The following is a 2,028-nucleotide window of genomic DNA, read 5'->3' as shown; positions in this document are numbered from 1 at the left end:
AAATGCTAAAAGATTTTTCTAAAAATCCTCCTTATGATGAATTTGGAATGCTTCCTTTCTTAGATGAACTTATAGGAGTGGATTGGATTATTGATGTGAATAAATATAGAATAACACATGATGAAACAGGTAGAATTATTAGGGCTTTAGATGATGATGTTTTAAAAGGTAAGTTAAAAGATCCAAGAGATATAGATTCTACTCCAGAGAGTAGGTGGGAATTTGATCAAAAAATGTATGCTTATAGAAATGGAATGAAAACTAATTATGATGTAGATATTAGAAATGAAAGAAGTGAAAATTCGGCAAAATTAACCATGAAATCCATGATACTAGAAGCCAAACTAGCAGCTCTAACTCCTCCTCAAGGCTATCCTAATGCACCTTATTATTTTAGCCCAGAAAGATTGGAATTTATTTACAAAAAACACAAACTAGATAGATTAAAAGATCCAAGAATTCCTGCCATATATAGATATAATTTCCCAGAGGATTTAAGAGTTAAAATACTAGCTTATGCTAAAGAGCATAATATAAAAGAGTAAAAATAATGAATTTCATTAGCTACTACTATAATCATGGAAGATGGTTTATGTATAGGTTAATTAAAGAAAGGATAAAAATGAGTGAAACTTATGAAATTTATATGCCTAATGGTGTTATATTAGATGTAGAAAAAAAAACGAATAAAATTTTATTAAGTGATGGGGGAGCTAAGGTAGGCAAATACACCCAAGAATATTCTAAAGCTTTGTTTGAAGCACACAATATCAAACAAAACTCCCCCTATAAAGACTATCAACCCAGATATTTAGATCCCAATCTTTACACAGGGCAAAGTTCTACTTTGCTTGAGTTTAAAGATTGGCAAAGTATTTATTTAAAAGATCCTATTAAAGGAAGCATAGCTCCTTGGACTAAAGCAGAAAAAGCTTATTATAAATCTTTAAAAACTAAAAAAGAAAGATATAAGTATTTAGTTATAAGAAGTGGTATAAGAAGTGTTGTTATAGATATACCTTATGAAGCTATAGGAGCTGTAGATGAAAAAGGAAATGTAGATCCTAAATATGAAAAATTATATAGAATAGTAGATGATAATAAACATAATCTAAGATCAAGTTTATTTCATAATGAATGGGGTATGGCAGCAGGAATATTAGGTGATTATAAATATCTAGCTAATGATATGTCTCAAAATGGTTTTAATGCAAGATTTATCCAAGCTACTATACTTTATATACAATTAAGTGGAGGAAGTAGTATATTAGATAAACCTAATTTATTAGGTGCTATTTATGGTTATGCTGATATTGCTGTAGGAAGTGGTTTAGTGGGAGTGCATAAAAATCCTTTAAGAGAACAAGAGATTAAAACCTTAGCTAAGACTTTAAAACCTGATGAATTTGGTATGCTTCCTTTTATAGACGAGATTATGGGAGTAGATTGGATAATTGATTATAATAAATATAGATTGGCTAATGATGAATTTGGAGATATATACAAAGCCTTAAGAAGTGATATAGTTGAGGGTAAGATAAAAGATCCAAGGGATGTAGATTCTACTTATGAAAGCAGAAGAGAATTTGATCGTTATATGGTTGGATATAGAAAGGGTATGAGGCAAGGTTATGAAACCGATACACCTAATGATTGGAGCGAAGAAAGAGCACAACTTTTTAATGATACTTTAATACTACATGCCAAACTAGCAGCCCTAACTCCACCTCAAGGCTATCCTAATGCACCTTATTATTTTACCCCTGAAAACCTAGAATGGTATTATAAAAGACATAAGCTTGATAAACTCCTTGATCCAAGAATTCCTGCCATATATAGATATAATTTTCCGCAAGAACTTCGAGCTAAAATACTAGCTTATGCTAAAGAGCATAATATAAAAGAATAAAAACAAAAAAAGGAAAAATAATGCAAAAAATACTTCAAATTGATTTAGAAAAAAGAAAAGCTTTAGAGAATTTAAAAAATTTAAGCTTATTGGGTTTTGGTGGGGTTATGTTATTTAAT

The 2,028-nt window shown here is 29.9% G+C and carries 1 protein-coding gene and 1 pseudogene; both read left to right on the top strand.

Going from position 1 to position 2,028, the window contains the following annotated elements:
- Positions 1 to 545, top strand: a pseudogene (locus ACOTVC_RS08590) (hypothetical protein); the annotation flags it as partial.
- A 77-nt stretch (positions 546 to 622) separates the two neighbouring features.
- A complete protein-coding gene (locus ACOTVC_RS08585) occupies positions 623 to 1,909 on the top strand; it encodes a hypothetical protein (protein ID WP_257936055.1) in 1,287 nt (428 codons plus the stop codon).
- Positions 1,910 to 2,028 lie beyond the last annotated feature (119 nt).

Origin of the sequence: Campylobacter sp. GB48, from assembly GCF_049221845.1 — a bacterium.
Taxonomy (GTDB): domain Bacteria; phylum Campylobacterota; class Campylobacteria; order Campylobacterales; family Campylobacteraceae; genus Campylobacter_D; species Campylobacter_D lari_C.
This window is presented reverse-complemented; position numbering and strand designations above follow the sequence as displayed.

Excerpts from the sequence above, each read along its gene's own strand:
- ACOTVC_RS08585 (WP_257936055.1), top strand. The coding sequence starts at position 623 with ATGAGTGAAACTTATGAAATTTATATGCCTAATGGTGTTATATTAGAT.